This is a genomic window from Gordonia hongkongensis (assembly GCF_023078355.1).
GTDB classification, from domain to species: domain Bacteria; phylum Actinomycetota; class Actinomycetes; order Mycobacteriales; family Mycobacteriaceae; genus Gordonia; species Gordonia hongkongensis.
This window is the reverse complement of record NZ_CP095552.1, coordinates 2,378,439-2,395,762: the sequence shown is the minus strand read 5'-3', so window position 1 is coordinate 2,395,762 and position 17,324 is coordinate 2,378,439. Positions and strand designations below refer to the sequence as shown.

The 17,324-nt window shown below is 70.1% G+C and carries 11 protein-coding genes and 3 pseudogenes; 9 read left to right on the top strand and 5 right to left on the bottom strand.

Going from position 1 to position 17,324, the window contains the following annotated elements:
- Nucleotides 1-33: 33 nt before the first annotated feature.
- Together MVF96_RS10875 and MVF96_RS10870 are read left to right on the top strand one after the other, a co-directional pair.
- Entirely contained in the window at nt 34-621 is a 588-nt protein-coding gene (locus MVF96_RS10875; RefSeq protein WP_058250204.1) for a peroxiredoxin, read from the top strand.
- An 11-nt stretch (nt 622-632) separates the two neighbouring features.
- A complete protein-coding gene (locus MVF96_RS10870) occupies nt 633-1,166 on the top strand; it encodes an alkyl hydroperoxide reductase (RefSeq protein ID WP_058250203.1) in 534 nt (177 codons plus the stop codon).
- 137 nt (nt 1,167-1,303) lie between these two features.
- Here the strand turns inward: MVF96_RS10870 and MVF96_RS10865 are convergent.
- Nucleotides 1,304-2,591: pseudogene (locus MVF96_RS10865) on the bottom strand (aminotransferase family protein).
- A 44-nt stretch (nt 2,592-2,635) separates the two neighbouring features.
- Here MVF96_RS10865 and hrpA point away from each other — a divergent pair.
- A complete protein-coding gene (gene hrpA, locus MVF96_RS10860) occupies nt 2,636-6,622 on the top strand; it encodes an ATP-dependent RNA helicase HrpA (RefSeq protein WP_247451978.1) in 3,987 nt (1,328 codons plus the stop codon).
- Here hrpA and nrdR read toward each other — a convergent pair.
- Nucleotides 6,596-7,096 carry a transcriptional regulator NrdR gene (gene nrdR / locus MVF96_RS10855; protein WP_058250310.1) on the bottom strand — a complete coding sequence of 167 codons (501 nt, stop codon included), beginning with the start codon at nt 7,094-7,096 and terminating at the stop codon, nt 6,596-6,598. The genes hrpA and nrdR overlap by 27 nt on opposite strands.
- 114 nt (nt 7,097-7,210) lie before the next feature.
- On the opposite strand from nrdR, the gene MVF96_RS24635 reads away from it, so the two are divergent.
- Both MVF96_RS24635 and lexA read left to right on the top strand, forming a co-directional pair.
- Nucleotides 7,211-7,396, top strand: coding sequence for a hypothetical protein (locus tag MVF96_RS24635; RefSeq protein WP_418930430.1), 186 nt, complete (start codon nt 7,211-7,213; stop codon nt 7,394-7,396).
- A 559-nt stretch (nt 7,397-7,955) separates the two neighbouring features.
- A pseudogene (gene lexA / locus MVF96_RS10845) lies at nt 7,956-8,659 on the top strand (transcriptional repressor LexA).
- Here lexA and MVF96_RS10840 read toward each other — a convergent pair.
- Nucleotides 8,637-10,345 (bottom strand): annotated as a pseudogene (locus tag MVF96_RS10840) (phosphoenolpyruvate--protein phosphotransferase). The pseudogenes lexA and MVF96_RS10840 sit on opposite strands and share 23 nt — an antisense overlap.
- Nucleotides 10,346-10,494: 149 nt before the next feature.
- On the opposite strand from MVF96_RS10840, the gene MVF96_RS10835 reads away from it, so the two are divergent.
- The 4 genes from MVF96_RS10835 to MVF96_RS10820 all read left to right on the top strand — a co-directional run bounded on the left by MVF96_RS10835 (nt 10,495) and on the right by MVF96_RS10820 (nt 14,841).
- Nucleotides 10,495-11,265: a DeoR/GlpR family DNA-binding transcription regulator gene (locus MVF96_RS10835; RefSeq protein ID WP_068969892.1), complete on the top strand. Its 771-nt coding sequence runs from the start codon at nt 10,495-10,497 to the stop codon at nt 11,263-11,265.
- A complete protein-coding gene (locus MVF96_RS10830; RefSeq protein WP_247451976.1) occupies nt 11,262-12,227 on the top strand; it encodes a 1-phosphofructokinase family hexose kinase in 966 nt (321 codons plus the stop codon). The genes MVF96_RS10835 and MVF96_RS10830 overlap by 4 nt, the downstream gene beginning before the upstream one ends.
- A gap of 116 nt (nt 12,228-12,343) precedes the next feature.
- A complete protein-coding gene (locus MVF96_RS10825) occupies nt 12,344-14,482 on the top strand; it encodes a PTS fructose transporter subunit IIABC (RefSeq protein WP_226513128.1) in 2,139 nt (712 codons plus the stop codon).
- A gap of 98 nt (nt 14,483-14,580) precedes the next feature.
- Nucleotides 14,581-14,841, top strand: coding sequence for an HPr family phosphocarrier protein (locus tag MVF96_RS10820; protein ID WP_058250193.1), 261 nt, complete (start codon nt 14,581-14,583; stop codon nt 14,839-14,841).
- A gap of 76 nt (nt 14,842-14,917) precedes the next feature.
- Here the strand turns inward: MVF96_RS10820 and hflX are convergent, their stop codons facing one another.
- Together hflX and dapF are read right to left on the bottom strand one after the other, a co-directional pair.
- Entirely contained in the window at nt 14,918-16,360 is a 1,443-nt protein-coding gene (gene hflX / locus MVF96_RS10815) for a GTPase HflX (protein ID WP_226513127.1), read from the bottom strand.
- Between the two features lie 52 nt (nt 16,361-16,412).
- A complete protein-coding gene (dapF, locus tag MVF96_RS10810; RefSeq protein ID WP_247451975.1) occupies nt 16,413-17,324 on the bottom strand; it encodes a diaminopimelate epimerase in 912 nt (303 codons plus the stop codon).

Below are 17,324 nucleotides of genomic sequence, written 5' to 3'. Positions count from 1 at the left end.
ATTCCGTACATTCACCAGCTGAAGGAGCGATACATGGCCCTGCTCACCATCGGTGACCAGTTCCCTGCCTACAACCTCACCGCCGTCATCGGTGGCGACCTCAGCAAGGTCAATGCCCAGCAGCCGGACGACTACTTCACCACCGTGTCGTCCGACGATCACCCCGGCCAGTGGCGCGTCGTGTTCTTCTGGCCGAAGGACTTCACCTTCGTGTGCCCGACCGAGATCGCCGCGTTCGGCAAGCTGAACGACGAGTTCGCCGACCGCGACACCCAGGTGCTCGGCGCCTCGGTGGACAACGAGTTCGTCCACTTCCAGTGGCGCGCACAGCACGAGGATCTCAAGACCCTCCCGTTCCCGATGCTGAGCGACCTCAAGCGCGAACTCGCCACCGCCGCAGGCGTTCTCAATGCCGACGGCGTCGCCGACCGCGCCACCTTCATCATCGACCCGAACAACGAGATCCAGTTCGTGTCGGTCACCGCGGGCTCCGTGGGCCGCAACGTCGACGAGGTCCTGCGCGTCCTCGACGCTCTGCAGTCCGACGAACTGTGCGCCTGCAACTGGAAGAAGGGTGACCCGACGATCGACGCCGGCGAGCTCATGACGGCCGGCGTCTGAGAGGAGAACCGATGAGCATCGACAACCTGAAGGAAGCACTTCCCGAGTACGCCAAGGACCTCAAGCTCAACCTCGGTTCGATCAGCCGCACCACCGCGCTGACCGAGGAGCAGCTCTGGGGAACCCTGCTGTCGACCGCTGCCGCCACGCGAAACGCCAAGGTGCTCAGCGAGATCGCCGACGAGGCCGCCGACACGCTGTCCGCCGAGGCCTACAACGCCGCGCTCGGGGCCGCGTCGATCATGGGGATGAACAACGTGTTCTACCGGGGTCGCGGCTTCCTCGACGGCAAGTACGACGACCTGCGTCCGGGCCTGCGGATGAACATCATCGGCAACCCCGGCGTCGACAAGGCCGTCTTCGAGCTGTGGTCGTTCGCGGTGTCCTCGATCAACGGCTGCGGTCATTGCGTCGCCGCGCACGAGAACACCCTGCGCGAAGCCGGCGTCGACCGTGAGGCGATCCTCGAGGCGCTCAAGGTCGCGTCGATCGTCAGCGGTGTCGCCCAGGCGATCGCGACCACCGAGGTGCTCGCCAACGCCTGATCCGTCGCATGTGAGACGACGACGGTGCCCGGCTGCGCTACGCAGCCGGGCCCTGTCGTTCTCAGGCGCACTCACCGCGGTCCGGCGATGACCACCGGATCGTCGGGATGACCACGACAAGGCCGTGGCCTGCGTCGTCAGCTCAGCGCCGCGCGCATCCGGTCGGCGAGTTCGCCGACCTCGGCGGTCGTCATCACGAACGCGGGCGAGATCTGCAGCGCCCCCTGACCTGCGGCCCGAGTGCTCACCCCGTGGTCGCGCAGCTTGACCACCGCGGCCGGCGCCGTCGCTGGGTCGGCCAGCTGTACCGCGGTGACCGCGCCGAGTCCGGTCCGGACCTCGGCGACCGTGTCGAGGTCGGCGAGCGGCGACAGCGCGGCGGCGAGGTCGCCCTCGAGCCGTGTCGCCTCGGCGAGCAGGTTCTCTCGCCGGATGATCTCGAGGTTCGCGAGGGCCGCCGCCGCCGCGCCCGCGTGGCCGCCGTAGGTGTACCCGTGCCGCCACCAGACGCCACCGGCGAAGAACGGCTCGGCGATCCGCCGTGCGATGAACACCGCGCCCATCGGGACATACCCCGAGGTGAGCCCCTTGGCAGTGGTGATCATGTCCGGTTCGAGGCCGAATCGTGCGGAGGCGAACCAGGATTCGCCGCCGATGCGGCCGAAGCCGGTGACGACCTCGTCGACGACGAAGAGGATGTCGTGGTCGCGGCAGATGTCCCGCACCTCGGCGAGGTAGCCCTCCGGCGGGAGATAGATGCCGCCGGCCCCGATGATGGGCTCGCAGAAGAACGCGGCGATGTTGTCGGCGCCCACGCGCTCGATGAGACCGAGCAGGCTCTTCGCGTCGTCCCATTCGACGTTCTGGACGTCGTGCATGAGTTCGCCGTAGCCGTCGTGGTTGAGCGGGATGCCCGCCAGCGAGGTACCCGCGGCATGCATCCCGTGATAGGCCTTGGTGCGGCTGACGACGACCCGCTTGGATTCGCGGCCCTGCTCCACCCAGTAGCGGCGGGCGAGTTTGACCGCGGTGTCGATGGAGTCGCTGCCGCCGGAGGTGAAGAAGATCTTCGATCCGGGTACCGGCGCGATGGCGCCGAGCTCCTCGGCGAGCTGCAGGGTGACGTCGCTCGCGAAGTCACCGAAGTTGGAGTAGTGCGCGAGGGTGCCGAGCTGGCGCGCGACGGCATCGGCGATCTCGGTCCGGCCGTGCCCGACGTTGGTGAACCACAGTCCGGCGGTCGCATCCAGGTAGGAGTTGCCGTCGCGGTCGAAGATCCGCGCACCCTCTCCCTGGTCACGACGAACGGCCCGCTCGCGGTCACCGCACCCATGTCGGCGAAACCGTGCCACAACGATCCAGTACCAGTGCTCGAACCATCAGCCATGGCCCCATGATGCCGGTCCACGCGGCCCACGCGGCCACTGGGGTGAACCGGCCTCGGCGCTTCCCCATATCCTGGAGTGATCATGTCGGCCCCGTCCTCGTCACCTGACCCGTCCCCCTCTCCACCGGACACCGCTGCATCGGACATCTCCCGCTCGGATCTGCTTCGCGCACTCGACGACGTGGGCCTCGTCGACGCCGACCGGTTGCGTCGTCGCATCGACCGGCTCGCCGCGCGCCCGGACGCCGCGAAGTGGCGACAGTTGGTCGCCGATGTCGACAAGGCACGCGCCCGTCTCGACCGGCGGCGCGCGACCGTGCCGATTTTGCGCTTCCCCGACGAACTACCGGTCTCCGCCGCACGCGACGAGATCGCCGAGGCGATCCGCAACCACCAGGTCGTGGTCGTCGCGGGCGAGACCGGCTCGGGCAAGACCACCCAGCTCCCCAAGATCTGCCTCGAACTCGGGCGTGGCATCCGCGGGTCGATCGGGCACACCCAGCCCCGGCGCATCGCCGCGAGCTCGGTCGCCAAGCGCATCGCCGACGAGACCGACACCGAACTCGGCGACGCGGTGGGCTACTCCGTCCGGTTCACCGACCGGTCGGGCGCCGACACCCTCGTCCGGGTCATGACCGACGGCATCCTGCTCCGCGAGATCGCCACCGACCCCATGCTGCGCCGCTACGACACCCTCATCATCGACGAGGCCCACGAGCGCAGCCTCAACATCGATTTCATCCTCGGCTATCTGCGCCGCCTGCTGCCCCGACGCCCCGATCTGAAGGTGATCATCACCTCGGCGACGATCGAACCGGCGCGCTTCGCACGGCATTTCAGCACGCCGAAGACCTCGGTCCCGGTCATCGAGGTATCCGGACGCACCTATCCGGTCGAGATCCGGTACCGACCGCTGAGCCTGCGGGAACGCCCCGACGACGGGGACGACGCCGGCGGCGGCGAACATGCCGACCTCGACCAGATCCAGGGCATCGACGCCGCCGTCGACGAACTGTGGGCCGGTGGCCGCGGCGACATCCTCGTGTTCCTGCCCACCGAACGGGACATCCGAGAGACCGCCGAGGCGCTCCGTCGACGAACCGGCGGCAGCAAGGGTCCCGGTGCCGAGATCGTGCCGCTCTATGCGCGACTGTCGATCGCCGAGCAGCAGAAGGTGTTCTCCCCCTCCGGCGGACGCCGGATCGTGCTGGCGACCAACGTCGCCGAAACGTCGGTGACCGTGCCCGGCATCCGCTACGTCATCGACACCGGCACCGCCCGTATCAGTCGGTACTCGACCAGGACCAAGGTCAATCGTCTTCCCATCGAACCGGTCTCACAGGCCAGTGCCCGGCAGCGGGCCGGTCGATGCGGTCGTGTCGCCCCGGGCGTCTGCATCCGTCTCTACAGCGAGAACGACTTCGACTCCCGGCCGGCCTTCACCGACCCGGAGATCCTGCGCACCAACCTCGCGGCGGTCATCCTCCAGATGACCTCGCTGAAACTGGGTGAGATCGCCGAGTTCCCGTTCGTCCAGCCGCCCGACGACCGCGCGATCCGCGACGGTATGGGTGTTCTCACCGAACTCGGCGCCATCACCGTCCCGCGCGAGGGCGGGCCCCCGCGACTGACCCCGATCGGCCGGTCGATGTCGCGGATCCCGGTCGATCCCCGGGTCGCCCGGATGCTCATCGCCGGACATGAACTGGGTTGTCTCGACCACCTTCTCGTGATCGCCGCCGCGATGTCGCTCCCCGATCCACGGGAACGGCCGGCCGAGCACCGTGAGGCCGCCGACGCCCAGCACCGGCGCTTCGTCGTCCCGCAGTCGGACTTCCTGTCCTACGTGGAGCTGTGGCGGTACCTCGGCGAACAGCGCAAGGAGTTGTCCGGCAGCCGCTTTCGACGTATGTGCGAACGGGAGTACCTCCACTTCCTGCGCATCCGGGAGTGGCAGGACCTCCACCGGCAGCTGACCGAAATCGTCAAGGACCTCGACTGGTCGGTCGCGCCCACCGAACTCGACGCCGACGCCGTCCACCGATCCATCCTGTCCGGGTTGCTCAGCAACATCGCCGCCCGCAACACCGAGGGCCGCGAGTTCACCGGTGCGCGCAACACCACACTGACGATCTTCCCCGCCTCTCCGCTCGCCAAGAAGCCGCCCGCCTTCATCATGGCGGCCGAGGTCCTCGAGACGTCGCGCCTGTTCGCCCACACCGTCGCCGGGATCGATCCGCTGTGGGCCGAGAAACTCGCCGGTGATCTGGTGAAGCGCACCCACAGCGAACCGCATTGGTCGGCGAAACGCGGAGCGGCGATGGCCTACGAACGCGTGACCCTGTATGGGGTCCCGCTCGTCGCCCGCCGGCGCGTCGACTACGGCCCCATCGACCCGGTGGTCTCGCGAGAGCTGTTCATCCGGCACGCTCTCGTCGAGGGCGATTGGCGGACGCAGCACGCCTTCTTCGACCGCAATCGCAAGCTTCTCGAGGCCGCCTCGGACGTCGAGAACCGCACGCGCACCCGGGGTCTGGTGATCACCGAGGACCAGCTCTTCGAGTTCTACGACCAGCGGCTACCGGCCGACGTCACCTCCGCTCGGCACTTCGACACCTGGTGGAAGAAGGCCCGCCGGGCCGAACCGGATCTGCTGGATCTGCGCCCCGAGGACGTCACGGGAGGCACCGACGTCGCCCCGACGGACTATCCCGGCGCCTGGCAGCAGGGCGACACCCGACTCGAACTGCGCTACCGGTTCGAACCGGGCGCACCCGACGACGGCGTCACCGTCGTGATCCCGCAGGCACTGCTCCCCCATGTCCGACCGGCCGGCTTCGACTGGTCGGTCCCGGGCATGCGCGCCGAACTGGCCACCGCACTGGTCAAGTCGCTGCCGAAACAGCTCCGCAAGAGCATGTCGCCCGCGCAGCGGTTCGCCGAACTCGCGCTCGGCCGGCTCACCCCGCGCAAGGAGCCGCTCACCATCGGGCTGGCGCGCGAGCTCTCGGCGATCACCGGGATGCGGGTGACCGCAGGCGATTTCGACACCGACCGGGTACCGCCGCACCTGCGCATGCATTTCGCGGTGGCCGACGACTCCGGACGGATCGTCGCCCGCGCCGACTCGTTGCCCGAACTCCAGCAGACCGGAACGCCCGCGGCGCCGAAGACGGTGTCGCGCAACCTGTATAAGACCTGGACCGCCGATGGGATCGGCTCGCTCGCCGAGCAGACGACGGTCGATGTCGCGGGGCAGCGGCTGACCCGGTACCCGACGATCGACGTGGTCTCCGACGAGAAGGGCCACGCGCGGGGCGTCGTCGTCGTCGATGCGGCGAGCCCGGAGACACGGGACCGCCTCCTGCGACGCGGGATCGTCGCCCTCCTCGACCTCGCGATACCTCCGCTGCACAAGCGGATCGCCGGCTCGCTGAGTCCGGTCGAACGACTCGCCCTGAGCCAGAGCCCGTACTCGACCATCGAGGCACTGCTCGCCGACTGCACCCGCCGGGCGACCCGGGACACGGTCGCCGACATCGACGACGCAGAGCTCGCCGCGGTTCGCTCACCACAGTCCTTCTCGGCGCTGCTCGAACGGATCCGGCCACGGGTCGCCGCGGCCGCACCGGACTACTTCTCGCTGGCCGTCGCGGCCCTCGAACGGATGGCCCCGCTGCGGGCGGCGATCGACCGGCACGCCGGTTCGCTGGCTGCCGACGACGTCGCCGAACAGGTCGCCCACCTCGTGTTCGACGGATTCGTGGCGGCCACCGCGCGACGCCACCTGGAGCATCTGCCGCGCTATCTCGACGGCGCGCAAGCACGTCTGGAGGCACTACCCGCGTCCGCGGCACGCGACCAGGCCGGGGTGGCCGCCGTCGATCGCGTCGTCGAACGGTGGGCCCAACGCCTCGAACAGGTACCCGAGCACCGGCGGGCGGTGGTCGACGACGAAGCGCAGTGGCTCGTCGAGGAGTTGCGCGTGGGGTTGTTCGCCCAGCGTCTCGGTACCGCGTTCCCGGTGTCCGAAAAACGGGTCCTACGAGCTCTGGACCGACTCGGCTGACACGGGTTCGGCGAGCGCGCTCCCGGAACCCGATGCCGCCTTAAGGTCGTCGATCTCGCGCTGGAAGTCCTCCACCGAGTCGAACGACCGGTACACCGAGGCGAAACGCAGGTACGCCACCTCGTCGAGATCGCGGAGCGGGCCCAGGATCGCGAGTCCGACCTCGTTGCTGGGGATCTCGGCCGATCCACTGGCGCGCACCGTGTCCTCGACCTGCTGGGCGAGTTGCGCGAGTGCGTCCTCGGCGACGTGGCGGCCCTGACAGGCTCGCCGCACGCCGCGCATGACCTTCTCCCGGCTGAACGGTTCGGTCACGCCGTTGCGTTTGACCACCGCGAGCACGGCGCTCTCCACGGTCGAGAACCGGCGACCGCACTCCACACAGGAGCGACGGCGGCGGATGGCCTGCCCTTCATCTGCGACACGCGAGTCGATGACCTTGGTGTCGTCGTTCTTGCAGAAGGGGCAGCGCATCGTGTCCTCACGCAGGTCGCGGGACGCTGGAACGCACCCGAAGCGTGCGCCCCGCCGCTTGTCGGCCGGCCCCTGTGACATCGAGGATACCGCCCGGCCTCAGCGGTACCGGGGGTGAGCAGGGGCTGGCCCACCTGCAGCGCGCTCGACCCCAGATCGTTCATCGCGACGATCTCGTCGATCACGACCTCGCGCGGCATCTCGGGTGCCACCCGGCCGGCGATCGAGCTGAGCGAGTCCCCCGAGCGCACGTGGACGACCTCGGCACTCACGGCGGACGGGGTCAGCGAGTCCGAGTAGTTCTGGCCCACGACACCGAACACCCACACGACGAACGCCAGCCCGACGCCGGCGAGGAGCGCGACCGCGGTGCGGCGGCGGCGACGGAACACCGCCGCGTCGGGTCCGACCGGGCCACGCCCGCGCACCCCGACCGAAGAACCACAGTGGGTACCGCCCACCCGCGGGGTCACCGGCGACGCACCCCGCGGTCGGGTGCCGGCCGGCCGGTTGTCTATCGGGCGGCCGCCGTCGGACAGCGGGGCGCGCGTCCGGACCCGATCGGCGCGGTCGGTGGGGGGCCGGACAGCGTCGGGACGGTCGGTGCGGACGGGAGCGACGAGAGTGGCGGTGCGCATGGTGCCCTCCGGTGTTCTGGTGTCTGGATCGTGCGGGGTGTGGCGGTCGGTGTTCGAAAGATCAGATGTTCGATGCACTGATGTTCGAATTTGTAGCACGACGTCCCGACAAAGTCTCGCGACACATCGAACAAATGTTTGAGGTGCCGGTCGCACTCCGCTAGGCTCGGACCCGGCGCAAGCCATCTACCAGCACGTTCCGAAGACGAGAGGAACCGAACATGAGTGACACCGGCGATAGGGCGGCCGAGCGCGGGGCGCCGACGACGAGGCCCCGTTCGACGCCGCCGCCGCCGAGGCCTCACTCACCCCGCGACAGGCCGGGGTCCTGGAGGTGATCCGCCGCTCGGTGCGCGAGCGCGGTTATCCGCCGAGCATCCGGGAGATCGGCGACGAGGTCGGCCTGGCCTCGACGTCGTCGGTGGCCCATCAGTTGCGGACGCTGGAACGCAAGGGGCTGCTCAAGCGCGACGCGAACCGTCCCCGTGCGGTCAACATCGCCCCGAGTGACACCCCGTCGCCGGACACCCCGTCGGCCGGTCAGCTGCCCGAGCCGACCTTCGTGCCGGTTCTCGGCCGAATCGCGGCCGGCGGTCCGATCCTGGCCGAGGAGGCCGTCGAGGACGTCTTCCCCCTGCCCCGTGAGCTGGTCGGCGAGGGATCGCTCTTCCTGTTGCGCGTCGTCGGCGAGTCGATGATCGACGCCGCGATCTGCGACGGCGACTGGGTCGTGGTCCGGCAGCAGAACGTCGCCGACAACGGCGACATCGTCGCGGCCATGATCGACGGCGAGGCCACCGTGAAGACCTTCAAGCGTCAGGGCCCCAACGTCTGGCTCATGCCGCACAACGAACTGTTCGATCCGATCCCGGGCAACGATGCCGTCATCCTCGGCAAGGTCGTCACCGTGATGCGGCGAGTCTGACCTCTCCACCGACCGAACCGTCGAGCACCGCCGCGGCAGCCTCGCGCGCCGCGGCGGGATCCGAGGTGGCCAGGGCGGCCTCGGCGGCGGCCCGACAGTCCGGTGCGGACACCTCGCCGAGCCGGGCCCCCACGGCCGCGGCAGCAGCCGGCGCGCTGGACAGCGAGGTGACCCCGAGACCGACGAGCACGCAGGCGAGGTTCGGATCGGCGGCGGCCTCGCCGCACACCCCGACCGGCTTTCCCTGCCGTGCACCCGCTGCCGCGACACCCGCGATGAGGCTCAACACGGCCGGTTGCCACGGGTCGGTCAGTCCGGCGAGATCGGCCGACATCCGGTCGGCCGCCATCGTGTACTGGGTCAGATCGTTGGTGCCGATGGACACGAAGTCCACCTCGGCGAGGACGGCTTCGGCCAGGATCGCCGCCGCGGGCACCTCGATCATCACCCCGGCGACCAGACCACGGCCGCGGACCTCGGCGGCGAAGGTGCGCGCCTCCGCCGGCGAGGCGATCATCGGCGCCATGACCCACGGCGCGACGGCCGACCCCGACGCGGCCTGCGCGATCGCGTCGAGCTGATGCGCGCGGATCTCGGGGTGCGCCAACGCGATCCGATCGCCCCGCACGCCGAGCGCTGGGTTCGATTCGTCGGGATGGGTCACGAACCGGAGCGGTTTGTCGGACCCGGCGTCGAGGGTGCGGATGACCACCTTCTGCCCGTCGAACGCATCGAGCACCTCCCGGTAGATCGCGGCCTGCTCGTCCACCGACGGTTCGTCGGCACGCTCGAGGAACGCGAGTTCGGTGCGGAAGAGCCCGACGCCCTCGACGGGGTACCCGGCCGCGGCGCGTGCCGACGATCCGTCGGCGACGTTGGCGAGCACCGCCACGGCCACCCCGTCGGCGGTCTGCCCCGGACCGGTCCAGCCGGCGACGAGTGCGGCATGCCGCCGATCCTCGTCGACGCGAGCCCGGGCCGCCTCCGCATCGGGCTCCACCTCGATTCGCCCGGTGCTGCCGTCGACGAGAACGGTTGTGCCGGGCTCGATCTCGTCCAGGTCGGCCACCGCCACCACGCACGGGATCCCCAGCTGGCGCGCGATGATCGCGGTGTGGCTGGTCGGTCCGCCGAGGCGGGTGACGAGGGCGATGGTGCTCGTGGGGTCGAGGCCCGCGGTGTCGGCGGGCGCGAGGTCGTCGGCGAGCAGGACCGACGGCACCTCCGGAGTGGGCACACCAGGTTCGGGTAGGCCGAGCAGTTCGGCGAGGACCCGGTCGCGCACGTCGTTGAGATCGGTGACCCGCTCGGCCATCAGTCGCCGAGCTTGGTGAACACCGCCGCGAACTGTTCGGTGGCCGCGACGGCAGCGGCCTCGGCGGGGGCGCCCTTGCCGATGAGCGCGGTCGCGGCACCGATCCAGCCGCGGTCCTCGGCCAGGCCCGCCGTCGCGGCGAGCACCTCGGCCGTCACCCCGGTGTTCTGCGACGCGCGCGTGCGCAGCCGCGCGGCGACGGCGCCGGCCGCGGTGGCGAAGCGCGTGACCTCGTCGGCGCGCCGTTCCTCGGCGATCTCCACACCGACGCCGAGCTTCTCCGGCGAGTGATCGGGTCGCTCGCCCGGCCACAGCGCGGGACCGTGGGCCAACCCGCCGACCACCGGGGTTCCCGTCAGGATCTGCGCCATCGTCTTGCCTCTCATTCGACTACCGATGTGACCACCGTTACAAAAAGTGCTTGACTTGTCAACACAAACAGGCGTAAACACAGTAACTACAACATCCAATCCCACACGCCTCAACAAGCGGGGTGGTCGAAACCGGAGATCGGAGCCGTGTGTACGCCGAGGAGAGACAACAGGCGATCGTCGACGAGGTGCGCCTCGCGGGGCGGGCATCCGTGGCCGCGCTCGCCGAGAAATTCGACGTCACCAGCGAGACCGTCCGACGCGATCTCGCGGTACTGGAACGCGCCGGACATCTCCAGCGGGTCCACGGCGGCGCCGTACGCGCCGAGATCATGCGCACCCTCGGCGAGCTCGGGATCGACGAACGAGAGTCGAGCCAGATCGAGCAGAAGACCGCGATCGGCCGCGCGGCCATCCGGTTCCTGCCGCCCGACGGCGGTTCGGTGCTCTTCGACGCCGGCACCACCACGTACCGCGCGGCCGAGGCGACCGCACCCGATCGGAGGCTCACCCTGTTCACCAACAGCCTGCCCATCGCCGGCCTGCTCGCGGGCACCCATCCCGACGGTCTCCATGCCCTCGGCGGTCGCGTACGCGGTCTCACCCAGGCGACCGTGGGCGTCGAGACCGTGGACGCGCTTCGCCGACTGCGCGTGACCACCGCCTTCATCGGGACGAACGGGCTGAGCGAGGCCCACGGGTTGTCGACACCCGACCCCGACGAGGCCGCGGTCAAGGCGGCGATGGTCGCGGCCGCACAACGCGTCGTGGTCCTCGCCGACAGCTCGAAGATGGACCGGGAGGACCTCACCTCCTTCGCCGGACTCGACGACGTCGACGTCCTCATCACCGACTCCGGGATCGACCCGGCCTATTCGGCGGCCCTGTCCGCGCGTGGCGTCGAGGTCGTGATCGCATGATCGTCACCGTCACCGCCAACCCGAGCCTCGACCGCACCCTCGAACTCGGCGCACCGCTCGCCCGCGGCGAGGTGCAGCGCGCCGGCGTGGTCCGCACCGAGCCGGGCGGCAAGGGCGTCAACGTGGCCCGGGTCGTCGCGGCCGCCGGCCTGGCCACCCGCGCACTGCTCCCGGCGCGGCCGGGCGACCCGCTGCGGGCCGCACTCGACGACCTCGCACTCCCCTACGACGCCGTGCCGGTCGACGGCGAGGTCCGGTCCAACATCACCATCGCCGAATCCGACGGGACGACCACCAAGATCAACGCACCGGGCGTCACCTTGACGGGCCCGGACCGCGAGGCGCTCGTCGGGCTGATCCGTGAGCACGCCGGCTCCGCGCAGTGGGTCACCCTCTGCGGGTCGCTGCCTCCCGGCGTCCCCGACGACTGGTACCGCTCGATCGCCGACGACCTCGTCCTCGCCGGCTGCCGGGTCGCGGTGGACACCTCGGGCGCTCCCCTCCGTGCCAGCGTCACCGGTCGCGTCGACCTGATCAAGCCCAACGAGGACGAGCTCGCCGAACTGGCCGGCGCCGACCCCGGACAGCTCCGAGAAGCACTCGCGCGCAACGATCTCGGACCGGTCATCGACGCCGCTGCGATCATCGCCGAACAGATCGGGGGCAACGTCCTCGCCACCCTCGGCGCCGTCGGGGCCGTGTTGGTCACCGCATCCGGCGTGTGGTCGGCGACCCCGCCGCCGATCGTCCCGCGCAGCACCGTCGGCGCCGGCGACTCGTCACTGGCCGGCTACCTCATCGCGCAGAGCACCGGGGCCGCGCCCGCCGACTGCCTCCGGTCGGCCGTGGCGTACGGCGCGGCGGCCGCATCGCTCGCCGGCACCCAGGCCCCCACGCCCGACCACCTCGACCTCCCCGGCGTGCGGGTGACCGAACTGTCGGGAGCCGCGCGCATGACCTGACGGCACCGTCCCGGCGAGTCCCCACATCCATCCAACACCGCACCCATCCAGCACCGACTCCATCCACCATCGACCCACCCAGCACCGACCCCACCCTTTCCACCGAAGGACATCCCATGACCGAGCAGATCATCACCGCGCAGACGGTGAGTCTCGACGTCGACGCCGGCGGCGATCCCGCCGCCGTCATCACCACGCTCGCCGACGCCCTCGCCGCGGCCGGCCGGACCACCGATCCCGCCGACCTCGCGCGGGCCGCACTGGACCGAGAAGCCAAGTCCACCACCGGACTTCCCGGCGGCATCGCCATCCCGCACGCCCGTACCGCGTCGGTGACCGCGGCCAGTCTCGCCATGGCGCGGCTGTCCCGCACGGTCGACTTCGGCGCACCGGACGGGCCGGCCGACCTGGTCTTCCTCATCGCCGCGCCCGAGGGGGGTGCCAGTGCGCACATGAAGCTCCTCAGCTCGCTGGCCCGCTCACTCGTCCGGCCCGACTTCGTGGCCTCGCTCCGCGCGGCCGAGAACGAGGAGCGGGTCATCGAATTGGTCAACGAGGCCATCGACCCCGCACCCCCGGCCCCCGCCACCGCGCCGACCGCCACCCCGTCGACCCCTGCCCCGTCGACCACTGCCCCGGCCGCCGCGGCAGCACCAGCGACGTCGACCACGGAACCCGAAGGTGCGCCGGCCCACCCGGACTCGGACCGGACCCCGGACCCGGGACCGGCCACGCCGCGCATCGTCGCGATCACCGCATGCCCGACCGGCATTGCCCACACCTACATGGCGGCCGACGCCCTGAAGTACGCCGCCGAGCGGGCCGGCGTCGAGTTCGCGGTGGAGACCCAGGGGTCCTCGGCGACCACGGCCTTCGATCCGGATGTGATCGCGTCGGCCGACGCCGTCATCTTCGCCACCGACGTCGGGGTCAAGGACCGCAACCGGTTCCGCGGCAAACCCGTCATCGCATCCGGGGTGAAGCGCGCCATCAACGAGCCCGACGCCATGATCGCCGAGGCGGTCGCGGCGGGGCGCGACCCGAACGCGGCGCGCGTCACCGGCGACGGCGCGGACGCGGACGCGGCCGACTCGTCGAAGTCGGGCATCGGTCTCGCCGGCCGTACACGCCAGGCACTCATGACCGGTGTGAGCTACATGATCCCGTTCGTCGCGGCGGGCGGACTGCTCATCGCGCTCGGCTTCCTGCTCGCCGGCTACGAGGTCGCCAACACGAACCTCGACGACGGCGGCACCCTCAGCGACGGCGCGTTCATCGCCCTGAACAACAGCCTCTGGGATCTGCCGGCGGGCGGGTTGTTGCAGTACCTGGGCGCGGTGAGCTTCGCGATCGGCTCGGGCGTGATGGGCCTGGCCGTACCGGTCCTCGCGGGCTACATCTCCTTCGCGATCGCCGACCGCCCCGGTATCGCACCCGGTTTCGTGGCCGGCATCGTCTCGCTCGCCGTGGGCGCCAGCTTCATCGGCGCACTGATCGGCGGTCTCATCGCCGGCGTGGTGTGCCTGTGGATCGCGCGGACCCCGGTGCCCCAGTGGGCTCGTGGTCTCATGCCGGTCGTGGTCATCCCGCTGTTCGGCAGCATGATCGTCGGCGGACTGCTCTACATGGTCCTCGGCAAACCGCTCGCCTGGCTGACCGAGCAGATGAACAGCGGCCTCGAGAGCATGTCCGGCGGATCGGCCATCGCCCTCGGCATCGTGCTCGGCCTGATGATGTGCTTCGACCTCGGCGGACCGGTCAACAAGAGCGCGTACCTGTTCGCCACCGCCGGGATCGCCGACGCGGCGACTGCCGGACCCGCGCAGTTCCAGATCATGGCGGCGGTCATGTGTGCCGGCATGGTGCCCCCGCTCGCCCTGGCTCTCGCCACCGTCGTCCGACCGGGCCTGTTCACCGAACCGGAGCGCGAGAACGGCAAGGCCGCATGGCTCCTCGGCGCGTCGTTCATCTCCGAAGGTGCCATCCCGTTCGCCGCGGTCGACCCCTTCCGGGTCATCCCGTCGATGATGGCCGGTGGTGCCCTCAGCGGTGCGCTGATCATGGCTTTCGGCGTCGAACTGCGCGCCCCGCACGGCGGCATCTTCGTCTTCTTCGCCATGAACAACTGGGTCCTGTTCCTCGTCGCGCTGGTCGCCGGTACGGTGCTGTCCGCTGTCCTGGTGGTCGCGGCCAAGCAGGTGCACCGCAGTCGCGACGCCGTCGCCTTCGACGAACTCGAGGCGGTCGCCGTCTGACACCCGATCACACGACCACCTGACATCCGGGGCGCTCCCCGGCACCGAATCGCCCGACAACCACCACAGAACACACGACAACACTCGAAGGAGTTCCCATGCCCAGCACCACCGCCACCGTCGGCTCCGCAGTCGGATTGCACGCCCGCCCCGCCACGATCATCGCCGAGGCGGTCGCCGAGACCGGCAGCCCGGTGACGCTGGGCCTCGAGGGCGGTGACCCGGTGGACGCGGGGTCGGCGCTGATGATCATGACGCTCGGGGCCGAGAAGGGCACCCGCGTGGTCGTGACGGCCGACGACCAGGCCGCGCTCGACACCATCGTCGGTCTCGTCGAGAAGGATCTCGACGCCGACTAGGTCCGTACAGCCGACTAGGTCCGTACAGCCGACTGGGTCCGTACAGCCGACTGGGTCCGTACAACCGGCGAAGCGCTCAGATCCGGAGGTCCGCGATCTCGCCCGCGAAAGCGGCCGGGACGCGGACCTTCATCGTGGTGCCGGTCTCGGTGTGCTCCGACGAGATGACCTCGCCCTCGCTGTGGACGCGAGACACGACATCACCCCGGTCGAACGGCACCTCGATGGTCATCTCGACGTCCTCGCGACCGACGAACTCGCGCACCCGCCCGAAGAGTTCGGGCAGTCCCTCACCGGTTCGGGCGGAGATGAACACCGCATCCGGACCGAGCGCGCCACGCAACTCGGTGAGGCGGTTGCCGTCGATGGCGTCGATCTTGTTGATGACCAACAACTCCGGCGGCGCGGTGACGCCCTCTTCGGCGACGATCTCGTTGATGACCTGACGGACGGCCGAGATCTGCTCCATCGGGAAGGCGTCCGCACCGTCCACGACGTGCAGAAGCAGATCGGCGTCGACGACCTCCTCGAGCGTCGACCGGAACGCCTCGACGAGCTGGGTCGGCAGATGCCGGACGAACCCGACCGTATCGGTGAAGACGACCGCGCGGCCGTCGTCGAGCGTCGCCCGCCTGGTGGTGGGATCCAGGGTCGCGAACAACGCGTCCTGCACGAGGACACCAGCGCCGGTCATCGCGTTGACCAGGCTGGACTTGCCCGCGTTGGTGTAGCCGGCGACGGTGATCGTCGGGATCGAACCGCTCTTGCGCGCAGCACGTTTGGTGTTCCGCGCCTTCTTCATGCCACGGATCTCGCGCCGCAGCTTGGCCATCCGCTCCCGAATGCGGCGACGGTCGGTCTCGATCTTGGTCTCACCGGGACCGCGCAGGCCCACACCGCCGTTGCTGCCCGCCCGGCCACCGGCCTGCCGGGACATCGATTCACCCCAGCCGCGCAGACGCGGGAGCATGTACTCCATCTGCGCGAGGGAGACCTGCGCCTTGCCCTCGCGAGAGGTCGCGTGCTGGGCGAAGATGTCGAGGATCAGCGCGGTGCGGTCGATGACCTTCACCTTCACCACCTTCTCCAGCGCATTGAGCTGGGCGGGCGTGAGCTCACCGTCGCAGACGACGGTGTCGGCGCCGGTCGCGAGGACGATCTCGCGTAATTCCTCGGCCTTGCCACTGCCGATGTAGGTGGCGGGATCGGGTTTGGAGCGACGCTGGATCACCGCGTCCAGGATCTGGGAACCGGCTGTCTCGGCGAGGGCGGCCAGCTCGGTCATGTTGGCCTTCGCGGCAGCCGCGCTGCCCTCGGTCCACACGCCGACCAGGACCACGCGTTCGAGTCGTAGCTGCCGGTACTCGACCTCGGTGACGTCGGTGAGTTCGGTGGAGAGTCCCGCGATGCGCTGCAGTGAGGCGCGCTCGGACAGTTGGAGTTCGCCGGTGGTGGGATCCGCGGTGTCGCGGATCCCGAGATCGGCCGCGGACATGATCTGTGCTTCTGATTCGGTCATACGGGAACCATGGTCTCACGACCGTCCAGGACCGAGCACGCGAATATCGAGCTCAGCGCTCCCAGCCGGGCCGCAGCACCCCGTCGGCGACCAGCATCGACGGCCCGCGCAGGGTCGAGCCATCGGGACGGATCGTCACGGTGACCTCACCGCCGGGGATGCCGATGCGCAGCTCGCCGGTGTCCGCGCCGCGGGCGTCGAGAGCGGCGCGCGTCGCCGCGACCAGGCCGGTTCCGCAGCTGCGCGTCTCCCCGACGCCCCGCTCGAACACCCTCATCCGCGCGGTCAGGCCGCCGTCGGGGCCTTCCACGGGTGGGGTCAGCAGCTCGACGTTCGCGCCGTGCGGGAAGTCGGCGGCCTCGATGATCACGCCGGCGGAGAAGTCGACCGCGTCGAGGTCGGCCGCGGTCATGTCCGCGACGACGCACGCCAGGTGGGGGTTCCCCACGTCGACCATCGCACCGGGGTAGATGTCGTCACCGATGCGGACCACCGACGACCCGTCGAGCCGCGCCGGACCCATCTCCACCGTGACCTCGGCGTGCACGGCGTCGAAGGAGTGGATGGTGACGCCGCGGGCACCCGCACGGGAACCGACGGAGAACGTGTCGGTGTCGACGAGTCCCGACGCCCGGACGTAGTGGGCGAAGACGCGTACCCCGTTGCCGCACATCTCCGCGATCGAACCGTCGCCGTTGCGGTAATCCATGAACCAGTCGTCGGCCGACACGTCGTCGGGCAGGGCGTCGAGGACACCGGCCGCGACGAGGGCGCCCGAGCGGGCGACGCGCAGCAATCCGTCGGCGCCGATCCCCCGTTGCCGGTCGCACAGCGCCGCGACCGTAGCGGCGTCGAGCGCGATCTCGGCGTCGGGGTCGGCGAGGACCACGAAGTCGTTCTGGGTGCCATGACCCTTGACGAAGTGCAGGCCGTCGCTCGCACTGCTCTGCGGGGCGGAAGTCAC